Annotated in this window: 9 protein-coding genes; 4 read left to right on the top strand and 5 right to left on the bottom strand. The window is 63.9% G+C overall.

The genetic code is table 11. The annotated features are described in order from the left end of the window. Positions 1 to 38 precede the first annotated feature (38 nt). Both LDN85_RS10845 and LDN85_RS10840 read right to left on the bottom strand, forming a co-directional pair. Positions 39 to 773 carry a M50 family metallopeptidase gene (locus tag LDN85_RS10845; protein WP_026540579.1) on the bottom strand — a complete coding sequence of 245 codons (735 nt, stop codon included), beginning with the start codon at positions 771 to 773 and terminating at the stop codon, positions 39 to 41. Positions 774 to 804: 31 nt separating this feature from the next. Continuing rightward, a complete protein-coding gene (locus tag LDN85_RS10840; RefSeq protein WP_026540578.1) occupies positions 805 to 1,422 on the bottom strand; it encodes a TetR/AcrR family transcriptional regulator C-terminal domain-containing protein in 618 nt (205 codons plus the stop codon). 156 nt (positions 1,423 to 1,578) lie between these two features. Here LDN85_RS10840 and LDN85_RS10835 point away from each other — a divergent pair, with 156 nt between their 5' ends. Together LDN85_RS10835 and LDN85_RS10830 are read left to right on the top strand one after the other, a co-directional pair. After that, positions 1,579 to 3,036: an APC family permease gene (locus LDN85_RS10835; RefSeq protein ID WP_223943091.1), complete on the top strand. Its 1,458-nt coding sequence runs from the start codon at positions 1,579 to 1,581 to the stop codon at positions 3,034 to 3,036. Continuing rightward, positions 3,026 to 4,657, top strand: coding sequence for an amidohydrolase (locus LDN85_RS10830; protein ID WP_223943090.1), 1,632 nt, complete (start codon positions 3,026 to 3,028; stop codon positions 4,655 to 4,657). The genes LDN85_RS10835 and LDN85_RS10830 overlap by 11 nt, the downstream gene beginning before the upstream one ends. Here the strand turns inward: LDN85_RS10830 and hrpB are convergent. Beyond that, entirely contained in the window at positions 4,654 to 7,521 is a 2,868-nt protein-coding gene (gene hrpB, locus LDN85_RS10825) for an ATP-dependent helicase HrpB (RefSeq protein WP_223943089.1), read from the bottom strand. The genes LDN85_RS10830 and hrpB overlap by 4 nt on opposite strands. After that, positions 7,448 to 8,491: an NAD(P)-dependent alcohol dehydrogenase gene (locus tag LDN85_RS10820; protein WP_026540574.1), complete on the bottom strand. Its 1,044-nt coding sequence runs from the start codon at positions 8,489 to 8,491 to the stop codon at positions 7,448 to 7,450. Before LDN85_RS10820 ends, hrpB begins: the two co-directional genes overlap by 74 nt. A gap of 128 nt (positions 8,492 to 8,619) precedes the next feature. Here LDN85_RS10820 and LDN85_RS10815 point away from each other — a divergent pair, with 128 nt between their 5' ends. Both LDN85_RS10815 and LDN85_RS10810 read left to right on the top strand, forming a co-directional pair. Beyond that, positions 8,620 to 9,510, top strand: coding sequence for a helix-turn-helix transcriptional regulator (locus LDN85_RS10815; RefSeq protein ID WP_091551733.1), 891 nt, complete (start codon positions 8,620 to 8,622; stop codon positions 9,508 to 9,510). A 160-nt stretch (positions 9,511 to 9,670) separates the two neighbouring features. Then, on the top strand, positions 9,671 to 11,377 hold the full coding sequence (locus LDN85_RS10810) for an acyltransferase (RefSeq protein WP_223943088.1): 1,707 nt from the start codon (positions 9,671 to 9,673) through the stop codon (positions 11,375 to 11,377). Positions 11,378 to 11,483: 106 nt separating this feature from the next. Here LDN85_RS10810 and LDN85_RS10805 read toward each other — a convergent pair whose 3' ends face one another. After that, positions 11,484 to 12,044: a Clp protease N-terminal domain-containing protein gene (locus LDN85_RS10805; protein ID WP_223943087.1), complete on the bottom strand. Its 561-nt coding sequence runs from the start codon at positions 12,042 to 12,044 to the stop codon at positions 11,484 to 11,486. Positions 12,045 to 12,106: the final 62 nt, after the last annotated feature.

Here is a 12,106-nt window from a genome sequence, read left to right as displayed (position 1 = left end):
CGTTGTTGAAGAGCGCGGAGCGCAGTGTGTGCTGCACACTAAACGGCCAGTATCCCCCACAACAACCACGCAGAAGCTGCAGCGCATCCGAGGATCACCACGGTGAAGCCGGCCAACCATACGAAGGCCGGAATGCCCGTGGTTCGGCCCAGAATGAAGGCGTCCGATGCCGCCAGCCTGTCCCGGCGGCGGGTGTGTACCCCGGCCAGTTTAAGGAGGTCGCGGACGCCCCCCACCGAGAGGGCAACGCCAAGTGCCAGGACGACGTAGTTCACTGCGGCAGGAGTAGCGAACAGGATCAGCAGTTGGGCAGTTGCCGCGCTCACCACAGCCACCAAAATGCCGGTGGCGTTTCTGAGGAAGATCAGCGAGACCAGCAGGATCAAAGCCCCTACGGACATCGCCGCCCCGGAACGGCCCGCCGCGAATGCGGCGATCAGTCCAAAGCCAACCACGGCAGGGGCCGGGTAACCCCAAAACCCCGACCAAGCCGCACCGAACGCACTGCGTCCACTGCTGACCAGCCGCCCGGAATGGTCAAGACCGATCCGGAGTCCGTGGACAAATCGCCCGGTCATAAGTGCTGCGTAGGCGTGGCCAAGCTCGTGCACGAAGGTGACGTACAAGCCGAACCAGCGCCAAGTGATGCGCGGAATGCTCAGTACCACCGCACATGCCAGGATCCCCAGCAGGGCCGGTAGCGGGACCGCTGTGGTCTGGACGTCCGTGAATCCGCGGACCACCGCCTCCCACCATGTATTAAGGATGGTCATGGGGCTTTCCGGATCCCCGGCACCATCAACGTCACAGCACAGTTGACTGCAGGCGCGAATGCAAACCGGCGACGAGGATCTCGAGGCCGAAATCGAAGGCTGCCTCGCCGCGTTCACCAGCCGGTCCTGCGAAAGCCAGGGCATTGGTGAGGGCAGGGTACCCCTGTGCCGGTGGCGCCCAGACGACCTCCGGCGCTGCAAGGTCCAGGGCAAAACCCAGGGCGAAACTGTCAATGGTGGAAATCGCCGACATCACGTCCCGGCCGCGGAACCCGGCGGCTTCCAATGCCACAGCCAGGTCCTCGTAGAGTCCCATCACCTTGTCATCCTGCACTGTTTGGAGCACCAACAGTGGCGCGAGTTTTGGATGGCGTGCGAAGGCATCGCGGTAACTGCGGACAATCGTGCGAAGCGAAGCTTCCCAGTCGTGCCCGTCCTCCAGCGCATAGGGGCTTTCGGCGATGATCCGGCCACGCATCAACTCAAGGATTTCTTCCCGTCCGCTGACGTGGTTGTAAATGGAGGACTGGCTCACGCCGATCCGCTTGGCCAGTTTGGGCAGGCTGAAGTCCCCTGCCTCGTCCACCAACTCAAGGGCGGCGGTGACGAGTGCATCGATGGATATCAGCGGGACCAGCGGGCGTGCCATACGGGTATCTCCATTCATGTTGTTGTTACGACTCTAGCCAGAACTTTTCTTCCAGGTATTGTGCTCCGGATCACAAGGCCCTAATCTAAACGAAAGCCTTTCGCTTAATGATCGGCAATTCCCGAACAGCTTTTCCCCCAGCCCCAGAGGATCCCCATGTCTGACCTCGAAACCCGCCCGCCGGCAGCAGATGCCGGCAACGGGCTCAAACGCAACGCGATCGGTACCGGCGGCATCGCCTTCCTGGTGATCTCCGCAGCAGCTCCCCTGACAGTGATGGCCGGCGTAGCCCCTGTGGCCATAGGCATCGGGGGCATCGGCGCCCCCATGGGCTACGTTATTGCCGGCGCAGTCCTGCTGGTCTTCGCCTTCTCTTTCATGGCCATGACCAAGCATGTCAAAGCGGCCGGTGGTTTCTACACCTATATCAGCCTCGCCATGGGAAGGACCGTGGGTTTGGCCGCGGCCATCCTGGCTATCGTGTCCTACAACTGCCTCCAGATCGGCGTCTACGGCCTGTTCGCCGTCCAAACACAAGCCATGCTCCGTACTCTCTTTGGCCTCGACGTGCCTTGGCCCGTGGTTGCGTTGGCAGCCATAGCCGCAGTCTGGCTGCTCGGATACCGCGGCATTGACGTCGGTGCGAAGGTCCTTGGCGTCCTCCTCATCGCAGAAACTGCCATTTTGGGTGTCATGGGCATCGCGATACTGGCCCAAGGCGGAGCTTCCGGCATCAGTTTTGCCTCCTTCACCCCCGAACACGCCTTCACCCCCGGCGTCCTGGCCATTCTGGCGATCTGTTTCGCGGCCTTCATGGGCTTCGAATCCACCGTGCTGTATCGGCGCGAGGCCCGCAACCCGGACAGGTCCGTCCCCCGCGCAACCTACATCGCCGTCGGATTCATGTCAGTGTTCTATGCCTTCATCGTCTGGACCGTCATCCAGGCCTTCGGGGACGGAAATGTTGTTGCCGCTGCCGGTGAACTGGCCGACGGCATGTTCTTCGCCACCATCAACCAGTACGTCGGCCCGTGGGCCGAGGTGGTCATGTACGTGCTGATCGTCACCAGCGTCTACGCCTCGCAGCTGGCCTTCCACAACGCCATCAACCGCTATGTCTACATGCTCGCCAAGGACGGCGTCCTCCCCGCCTTCCTCGGCAGGACCCATCCCAAATACAAGTCCCCGCATCGTGCCGGTCAGATCCAGACCGTGCTGGCCGCCGTCGTTATCCTCATTTGTGCAATCGCCGGCGCCGACCCCTACAAGCAGCTGCTGATCTGGGTGAATACTCCAGGCATCGTGGGGATTGTTGCCCTGCAAGGCCTGGTGTCGGTAGCGGCGATCATCTACTTGCGCCGGAATCCTGATGCCGTGACCCACCGGCTTCTGGTGCCGGTCAGCGTAGCCTCTGCCATCCTGCTATTCGGAGTGGTGGCCTTGATCGCGATCAACATCGAACTCCTTACGTTTGCCGATGCCCTGACCAACGCCCTCCTCCTGCTGGTGACCCCCCTTGTTTTCCTTGCAGGCTTGCTGATCGCCCGGCGCCTGCGTACCACCCGACCTGACGTTTTTGCACGGATTGGAAGCTTCGAAAAACATGACTCCTGACCTCATAGTCCTCGCCGGCACCATCCACACCATGGACGGCCGTGGCACTGATTCCCTCCAGGCAGTTGCCGTCCGCGACGGCGTGGTCACCGCCGTCGGAAGCCGGAATGAGGCCCAGGACTGGGCACACGAGGGCACCCGGGTGGTGGACCTTGGCAACGCGACACTGACCCCGGGACTGGTGGACTGCCATATCCACCCTGTATTTGGCCTGGACCTGACCATAGGCGTTGATCTATCAGGCGCCGCCACAGTGGATGAGGTGCGCGCGCTGCTTCAGTCCCAAGCACAGCACGACGGCGGCTGGTTGCGTGGTTGGGGCCTGAACCCGAACGCGTTTGGCAACGTCCCGTTGCACCGCAGCGTCCTGGACCGGGTCAGCGGAGAAAAACCCGCGATGATCCGCTTGTTCGATGGCCATTCAGCCCTGGCCAACAGCCAGGCTTTGGAGTTGGCAGGCATCCATGGCAGGTACGAATTCGAGCAGGCATCGGAGGTGGTCTGCGATGCAGACGGCGTCCCCACCGGCCTCCTCCTCGAAGCAGCCGCCATGGAACTGGTCCAGCGGCACATCCCCCAGGAGTCCTTCGGCGAACGGAAGGCCAGGCTCGCAGCCCTCCTGCAGGACTTCGCCAAGTCGGGACTGACCGGCGGGCACATCATGGACCACAGCGAAGAATCCGCACGTCTTTTACAGGCTTTGGAGGCCGACGGCGGGCTGCCTTTGCGGCTGCGCAGCGCTCCTTGGTGCATGCCGGGCAGCAATGAGTCCGATTGGAAGGAACTTGCCCGCTCTGTGGGAACCGGTGGCCGGCGGTGGTCGGTGGAGGCTATCAAGCTGTTCGTCGATGGAACTGTTGACAACGGAACCGCCTGGCTTTATGAACCCGATATCTACGGACAATCGACTGCTCCGTTCTGGCCGCGACCTGAAGAGTACTCGGCCGCTGTCAGCTACTTCGCCTCCCGCGGCATCCCTACGGCCACGCATGCGATCGGAGATGCCGGGGTGGAGCATGTCCTGGATGCGCTGGAATCGTTGCAGGGAACCGTTCCGGCAGATGTCCTCCGCCGGACGGTCCACCGCATTGAACACATCGAGACAGTTCCGGACAGACTTGTGGAGCGTTTCAGGGGTGCGGGAGTGGTGGCCAGTATGCAACCAACACACTGCACCCACTACTCAGCAGCGGACCACAGCGACAATTGGTCCACCCGCTTGGGCGCCGAACGTGCCGGCCGGGGTTGGCGCTGCAGGGACCTGCGCAATGCCGGGGTGACTTTGGGCATCGGCTCGGACTGGCCAATCGCACCCTTTGCACCGCTTCCCATCATCGCGGATGCACAGTTGAGGCGGCGATCCGGACATCCCGAGCTGGAACCCATAGCGCCGGCCCAAGGGCTCACCGCGATGCAGGCCCTGGAGGGTTATACCTCGCACGCGGCAAAAGCTGCCGGCCTGTGGGATGTTTCAGGCTCCATTACAGTGGGCAAGCGGGCAGACTTCACAGCCTTCGAAGCTGACCCCCTGACCACCGACCCAGACGAACTCGCCGCCAGTGTGGTCCTTGGAACGTTCGTGGACGGGGAGATCCAGTTCATGCTGGAGCGACTGGCCTAGCGGGACGGCCCTGGCTGCATCCTGTTCTTGGTCCTGGCGGTGGCCGTCGCAGTCCAAGGGTCTTCGGGCCAGGGATGCTTGGGGTAGCGCCCGCGCATCTCGGCCCGGACCTGGGAGTACGGGCCGGACCAGAAAGAAGCGAGGTCGTCAGTGACCGCCAGCGGCCTGCCGGCCGGGGACAGAAGGTGGAACAGCACAGGTACCCGGCCATCGACCAGCCGTGGCGTGCGGTCCCAGCCGAAGCATTCCTGAAGCTTCACCGCCACCACCGGCCTCCCGGCGTCGTGCTCGTACCTGCCGGCGTCCGGCACCTCGGGATATTCGATCCGGATATGCGAACCGCTGGGAACCTCCAGGCGCTCGGGAGCAAGGGTGTCCAGGCGGGCGGCTTCGGGCCAAGGCAACAGCCTGCGCAGGGGCTCGGCCAGGTTGATCGACTTGACCGGGCTCCCAGTGGCGATCTTTTCAAGTTCCGGGGCCAACCAGTCATCCAGCCTTGCCAGCAGGCCGGTTTCGCTGACATCGGGCCACGGCGCGCCGAGCTCTCGATGCAGCAGCGCCAAGCGCCGACGCAGGGCATCGGCCCCGGTTGACCAACCAATCATTGCCAATCCGGTTTGCGCCAATGCCTGCCCCACGGCCTTGCGCCCGGTTTCAGCGCTGGGGCGGACCGGTGTTGAGGACAAAACAATAGCGCCCAACCTGCGTTCGAGCCGTGCGGTCACTTTCCCCTGGTCAAACTTCGCCCGCACTTCATCGACCCTGGAATTCGGGGCTGCCGCTTCGGCGAGGTCCTCTGACAGGGGTGCGGCTGAGCGGATGACAGCGCCCGTTCCCGCAGCGTCACGGCCTTGGGCACGCGAGACTTCGGCCACGGCCAACCACTCGTGCCCGGTCAACGGGCTTCCGGCTGGCAGGCCTGCCCGGGTCCCGGAGGCCAACAGGTAGGTGGTGGAGCCATCCCCGGGAACGCGACGCGCCACCCGGTCGGGGAAGGCAAGGGCCACCACGAATCCGGCCGCCTCCCTCGCTGTGACCTCCGTCCCGGGACGTGAAGGCACGACGACGGCCCCCTCCTTCCGGGCAATGGACTCCATGCGGCCGGCTTCTTGGGCGAAACGGCGTGAGGCGGGGTCCGAACCCGATTTCAATGACCTGAGCAATGCCGTAAGGTCAGCGCCAGGCGGACGCTGGTCTCCAGCAACCAGGGCCACCGTTTCCGCCGCCGGACGCATGCCTACCACTGGCGAGCCGTCCAACAGAGCACGGGCAAGGCGGGGGTCGGCGGGGACGCGGGCCAGTGTCTTGCCGATTGCCGTGGCGGTTCCGTCATTGGCAACGGCGCCGAGTCCCCGCAGCACCTCGACGGCCTCTGACATGGCGCCGGGTGGGGGCGGATCAGGCAGCCGCAGGCCTTGACCTCCGGGGGCGCCCCAGCATGCAAGGACCAGCGCGGCTGAAGTAAGGTCTGCTACTGAAATTCCCGGCGTTTGGTGCGCCGGCGCAGCTGCAAAGGCCTGCTGGTCGTAGCAGCGCACTACGGTGCCCGGTCCTTGCCTCGCGGCACGGCCGGCCCGTTGATCAGCGGACGCACGCGAGCAGGAGACAGTCACCAATCCGGACATTCCACGGCCTGCATCCCTCCGGGGTTCCCTTGACAGCCCCGAATCAATGACCAGCCGCACCCCGGGAACGGTGAGGGAGGATTCAGCCAGGGATGTCGAGACAATGATCCGCGGTGGCCCACCTGGTTCGCGGCCTGAAACGGCACGGTCCTGGGCGTCGGGGCCGATCTGGCCGTGCAATTCAAGTACCTCCACGCCCGGCGCAACCTGGGCCCGAAGGCGACCGGCGACGTCGGACACTTCACGGGCTCCCGGCAGGAAGACCAGTGCGTCCACCCCAGGGTTCGCTGCCATGGCTTCGGTATGGGCGGTGGCAGCCGTTCGGGCTACGTGATCCAGGAAGGTACGGGCCACACCCCGATCATTGAGTCTGTGCTCCCGCGCCGGAGCCCACCGGACCTCCAGGGGGAACAGTGCTGAAGGCGAGTCGATAACGGGAGCCGGGCCGCCGTCGTCGTGCCCTGCGCTGCCCTGTACCAACAGGGCGGCAAAGCGCTCCGTGTCCAGGGTGGCAGACATTGCGATCACCATGAGGTCGTCCCGAAGCTCCCGGACCTCGGCAAGCATGCCCACCAGCAGGTCTGTGTCGAGCCCCCGCTCGTGAACCTCATCCAGGACCACGGCGTGGACATCCTCCAGGCCGGGATCATTGAGGAGGCGACGCAGGAGGATGCCTGGGGTGACGAATTCCACCACGGTCTCCTGGGTGGTCTTGCTCTCGCCCCGTACGGTGTATCCCACCCGGCCGCCGACACGGCTTCCGTCCAATGCCGCGAGCCGGCGCGCCGCCGAGCGCGCGGCGACTCGCCGTGGCTGGGTAACCACGACACGCGGGTGTGCGCTGTGCTGCTGACCGGAAAGCCGCGGTTCGGCGCGGGAGGCCCACTGTGAGAGCAGGTTAGCCACCAGCGGCGGCACCAACGTGGTCTTTCCGGTCCCGGGAGGTGCCTGAACCACTGTTGCGCCACCCTGGCCCTGACGTTCCAGCGCCGCAGTCAGTTTTGCCAGCGACCCGGCAAAGACCAGCCCCTTGCCGATGGTGTCCAGTCTGAAAGTCACCACACCATTGTCCCTGTTGCCCGGCACAGGAAAGGCCACGCCGGGGTGGACCTGGCGCGGCCATTCCTGCGGGTTGCAGGGTTCTGCAGGGTTCTGCGGGCGTTTCCTAGCCGATGGTGGAAGCGTCGATGACAAAGCGGTAGCGGACGTCAGAGGCCAGTACGCGTTCGTACGCCTCATTGATCTTGCTTGCCGGGATGACTTCGATCTCGGCACCGAGGCCGTGTTCGGCGCAGAAGTTGAGCATTTCCTGGGTTTCGCGGATGCCACCGATGGCTGAACCGGCGAAGCGGCGGCGACCCGTAATCAAGGAGAAGACGTTGACGGGAAGGGGCTCAGCCGGGGCTCCAACGTTGACCAGGCTTCCGTCGAGCGTCAGCAGTTGGAGATAGGCGCTGATGTCGATCGAGGCACTGACGGTGTTGATGATGAGATCGAAAGTGCCGCCGAGCTGTTCGAACGTGGCGGGATCACTGGTGGCGTAGTAGTGGTCCGCGCCGAGCTTGAGACCGTCCTCCATCTTCTTCAGGGACTGCGAGAGGACCGTGACCTCGGCACCCATGGCGTGGGCGATCTTGACGGCCATGTGGCCGAGCCCGCCGAGTCCCACCACGGCAACCTTTTTGCCGGGTCCCGCTCCCCAGTGGTGCAGGGGTGAGTACGTGGTGATGCCGGCGCAGAGGAGCGGTGCTGCGACGTCGAGTTCCAGGCCTTCCGGGATGGTGACAACGAAGTCCTCGTTCACCACTACGTGGCTGGAGTAGCCGCCCTGGGTGATGGTGCCGTCGCGGTCAACGGAACCGTACGTGCCGACGTTTCCCTTGAGGCAGTACTGCTCTTCTCCGGCAAGGCAGTTCCGGCACTCTTTGCAGGAATTGACCATGCAGCCGACGCCCACGCGGTCGCCCACCTTGTGCTTGGTGACACCGGAGCCAACTTCGGTGACGATTCCGGCAATTTCGTGGCCGGGGGCCAGCGGGTACTGCTGCGGACCCCAATCGCCGCGGACGGTGTGGATATCGGAGTGGCAGATACCGGCGAACTTGATATCAATGCTGACGTCGTTGGTGCCGACTTCCCGACGCTCGATGGTGGTCAGGGTCAGGTCGCCCGTAGCCGAGGGGGCAGCGTAAGCGTTAGCGGTAGGCATGTTTCTCCTGCGTTGTGAACGTGTTGGTATTTCCATCTAACCCTGTTTTCCTGAACGCAAGGAGTTACTGCTGTAAGGGGTAATGGCAGGGACTCCCTTAGCCGGACAAAAGAATTACCGTAGGAGCTATGGACAACCGGACCGAGACCCGCGACTTCCTTTCCACCAGGAGGGCGAAGCTGACTCCGGAGCAGGCTGGACTTGCCGTCTATGGCGGCAACCGCCGCGTTCCGGGACTTCGCCGGGGCGAAGTGGCCATGCTGGCTGGTGTGAGCGTGGAGTATTACACCCGCCTTGAACGCGGAAACCTGGCCGGGGCCTCGGAGAGCGTCCTGGAATCGCTCGCCGGCGCCCTGCAGCTCGACGACGCCGAGCGCGCCCATCTCTTCGACCTCGCCCGTGCAGCCAGCGACGGCGGCAAATCCCGGCGTCGTCCGGTCCGGAAGCAATCGATCAGGCAGGGCGTACAACTAACCTTGGATGCGATTACCGGTGCCCCTGCCTTTGTGCACAACGGCCGCTTGGACATCCTCGCGGCCAACGCAATGGGCCGGGCGTTGTACTCCGATATCTTCGACAGTCCGGCCGGTCCCCCAAACCTTGCCCGCTTCCTGTTCCTGGACCCCCGCAGCCACGATTTCTATGCGGACTGGGAACGCGCCGCCAACGACACCGTGGCCATGCTGAGGACCGAAGCCGGCCGCGATCCCTATGACCGGGGATTGAGTGACCTGGTTGGTGAGCTGTCCACGCGCAACGAGGCTTTTCGAGTCCGGTGGGCATCCCACAACGTCCGGCTCCACTTCAGCGGCAAGAAGCAGTTCCGGCACCGGCTGGTAGGCGACCTTCACGTGGTGTACGAAGCACTGGGGCTGTCCGCGGACTCTGGCCTGACATTGACCGTATACAACGCCGAGCCCGGTACAGGCACCGCGGACGCCTTTCAGCTGCTGGCAAGCTGGGCAGCGACGACCCCGGCACAATCAGGGGACTTCGAGCCACTCAGTCACTACCAGTAGGCCTCTTTCAAAAGAATCAGGCATGTTTCATCAATGGGGAGTACGGCTGTCCGGAGTGTTCGGGACTGATCGTTTACCTTTGGTGCATTGACCACTCCGTAAGCTCCACCAATAATTGCGGGAAGCGCTTTCCCCGATCCCTCAGCACGGAGCCTGCGACGTGAATCCCGAGCATCACCTCAACTACGACTACTCCCCCTGGACTTTCTGGACTTCCGCCTCGCAGTCCGAACGGGAGGCGCAGCACGCCTACCACAGGGATTTCATCCAACGGACTGGAGCCACTATCGGTGAGGGAGCGTTCCTCTCGCCCAGGGCAAGCATCGCCCCTGATTCCCTCTGCATCGGCGCGCGATCCTTCATTGCCGCCCACGCGTACGTCACAGGCTCCATCACCATGGGCACCGACTGCACCGTCAACGCCTTCACCGTAGTGCGGGGAGATATCACCATGGGCGACGGAGTCAGAATCGGTGCACACACGTCCATTCTCGGCTTCAACCACTCCATGGATCCGGCCGAACCTGTCTTCAGGCAGCCCTTGACCAGCAAAGGAATCCGGATCGGAGACGACGTCTGGATGGGCTCCAACGTGGTGGTCCTTGATGGAGTCCGCGTGGGCTCCCATGCCGTCTTGGCTGCGGGAGCGGTGGTCACCAAGGACGTACCTGATTGGTCCATTGTGGGCGGCAATCCGGCACGTCGGATCCGTGACCGGCGGGATCCCGTTGCCGCCCCGACTGCCGATCTCCCCGAGACGGACGCGGATGCCGGCAACGGGCTGTCAGCAGCCCTGGCCTCGTTCGCCGATGCGGCCCGCACCGATGCTCCGCTGATTCTTTCCCGGAACTGGACCGACTCTGGCGGCGGCCGCTACGTGGACGGTCCGCAAAAGGCGCCCACGGTCAGGGCGCACTGTGATGCCATCGAGATCGCGGACCTCCTGCTGGGTACCGTCCCTGCGCAGCTCTCTCGGGAGGAACACATCGAACGACTGCAGTCCCTCCAGGATCCAGGCACAGGGTTGCTGCCGGAGCTTGGGTCCAACCATTTCAGCTCCGATGCTCCGCTGGTCTTCGGAGAGGGGCCGGCAACCTATCACGTCCTCTCAGCCGGTTATGCGCTGAATCTCCTGGGCAGCCGGTTCCGGCATCCAGTGCACTCGGTGGCCACCATGGATCCAGCAACATTGCTCTCTTCCTTGGATGCGCTGCCCTGGCATGAGGAAACGTGGGGATCAGGGGCGTGGGTAGATGCATGGGGCACTGCAGCCTACTGGAACCTTGAACAGGAACATCCGAACTCGGCTGGTTCGTTGGAGGCGCTGTTCGGTTGGTTGTTGACGCGCGTCAACCCTGTGGCAGGAACGTGGGGTACACCCAATGCCAGCACGCGGCTCAAGGTAGTGAATGGGTACTACCGCCTCACCCGCGGCACTTTTGCCCAGTATGGCGTCTCTGTGCCCCATGTTGAGCGCTTGGTGGACACTGTGCTCGCACACTCCGGAGACGAACGGTATTTCGCTCCCGGAAAGCAGAATGCCTGCAACGTCCTGGACGTCGTCCACCCCCTCTGGCTTGCGTCCAAGCAGACTTCCCATCGTCGGGCCGAGATGAACAGTTGGGCCCACGTTCAGCTGGAGGAAGCGCTCGGCTGGTGGCATCCGGGCCAAGGATTGGCCTTCAGCGCCGACCCTTCGAGTGGACCGGGCCATCTGCCGACTCTTCAGGGAACTGAGATGTGGCTGTCCATTATCTGGTACCTCGCTGACCTCCTGGGCCACGCCGAGGCATTGGGATACCGTCCACGTGGCGTACATCGTCCCGAACCTGCGTGGAAGCTGCCGGGCGTCTCTCCCAGTAACTAGCGGGGAACAAGGATTCCCCCGGGGCCGCCCGGAGGAATCCTTGAATCAACCCGTCAGCGGGTCAACCCGCTGGCGAGTGAGACTGTCAGTGGTTTAACCCCCAGCCTCAGCGGCCGCCTCCGCCGATGACGCCGGCTTCAACGGCCTTGGCCACGGCATCGGCTTCTGCCTGCGTGAGCTTGCCGTCAGTGACTGCCTTGTCCAGCCTTGTTTTCAGTGCAGCGGACCGCTCCGCAGTGGCTTCAGCGCGGATCTCCTCCAAGGCTGTGGTGACCTTCGCTTCATCCACGCCCAACGCTTCGGCCAGCGACTTCGCAAGGGCGGCGTCCTGAGCCGTCCGGTCGGGCTTGGCGCCTTCGGTTCCTTCGGCCGGCGGGGTTGTGGGCTTGTTCGCCTCCCGGAAGGCCTTCAGTGCCTCGGTGACCTTGGACTCCTCGACACCCAGCTTGCTGGCCAACTGAGTGGCAATCTGGCCGCCGTCGCGTCCGTGGCCGTGGCCTCCGCCCGGACGCCCGCCTACGTCAGAAGGCTTGCCCGCATCCGTGGAGGAAGTAGCCGCCGGCGATGGTGTGGTGGCTGCGGTCGCGATGCTGGTTACTCCAAGGCCTGCGCCCAATGCCAGGGCTCCGGCCGCAACGCCCAGGGTAATTCTCTTGGTTTTCGACATGTACCTCTCCTCGATGAGCCGTTGGTACGGCTGGTGTCTGAGGGACGGGCATGAGCGCCGTC

This window comes from Arthrobacter sp. StoSoilB20, assembly GCF_019977295.1.
Taxonomy (GTDB): Bacteria; Actinomycetota; Actinomycetes; order Actinomycetales; family Micrococcaceae; genus Arthrobacter; species Arthrobacter nicotinovorans_A.
This window is presented reverse-complemented; position numbering and strand designations above follow the sequence as displayed.

Bases quoted from the DNA above. Each gene is read 5' to 3' on its own strand.
- LDN85_RS10845 (WP_026540579.1), bottom strand. From the start codon at position 773: ATGACCATCCTTAATACATGGTGGGAGGCGGTGGTCCGCGGATTCACG.
- LDN85_RS10840 (WP_026540578.1), bottom strand. From the start codon at position 1,422: ATGGCACGCCCGCTGGTCCCGCTGATATCCATCGATGCACTCGTCACC.
- LDN85_RS10835 (WP_223943091.1), top strand. From the start codon at position 1,579: ATGTCTGACCTCGAAACCCGCCCGCCGGCAGCAGATGCCGGCAACGGG.
- LDN85_RS10830 (WP_223943090.1), top strand. From the start codon at position 3,026: ATGACTCCTGACCTCATAGTCCTCGCCGGCACCATCCACACCATGGAC.
- hrpB (WP_223943089.1), bottom strand. From the start codon at position 7,521: ATGAGGCGTACGAACGCGTACTGGCCTCTGACGTCCGCTACCGCTTTG.
- LDN85_RS10820 (WP_026540574.1), bottom strand. From the start codon at position 8,491: ATGCCTACCGCTAACGCTTACGCTGCCCCCTCGGCTACGGGCGACCTG.
- LDN85_RS10815 (WP_091551733.1), top strand. From the start codon at position 8,620: ATGGACAACCGGACCGAGACCCGCGACTTCCTTTCCACCAGGAGGGCG.
- LDN85_RS10805 (WP_223943087.1), bottom strand. From the start codon at position 12,044: ATGTCGAAAACCAAGAGAATTACCCTGGGCGTTGCGGCCGGAGCCCTG.